This is a genomic window from Affinundibacterium flavidum (assembly GCF_014284175.1).
Classification (GTDB): Bacteria; Pseudomonadota; Gammaproteobacteria; order Burkholderiales; family Burkholderiaceae_D; genus Undibacterium; species Undibacterium flavidum.
This window is the reverse complement of sequence record NZ_JACOGA010000085.1, coordinates 1-243: the sequence shown is the minus strand read 5'-3', so window position 1 is coordinate 243 and position 243 is coordinate 1. Positions and strand designations below refer to the sequence as shown.

Below are 243 nucleotides of genomic sequence, written 5' to 3'. Positions count from 1 at the left end.
AAGAAATTAAAGCACTGATTTGTTTAATTAACGACCATACTCGGAACGATCCGGACTTAAAAGATAAGCAGAAATTATTGGATAGCATACCTGGTTTAGGAGAACGCACCATCGCCATTTTGCTTTCCTACTATGCTGATACAGAGCGATTTACCTCAGTGAAGAAAGCAATTGCATTTGCAGGACTCGATCCGCGTCACTATGAATCTGGCAGTAGTGTGCGTGGCAAGACGCGCATGTCCA

Annotated in this window: 1 protein-coding gene; it reads left to right on the top strand. The window is 43.2% G+C overall.

Annotation, left to right across the window (positions count from 1 at the left end):
- Window positions 1-77 precede the first annotated feature (77 nt).
- Window positions 78-243, top strand: a 166-nt coding sequence (locus H8K55_RS21995) for a transposase (RefSeq protein WP_268978025.1), incomplete at its 3' end; no start/stop codon positions are given.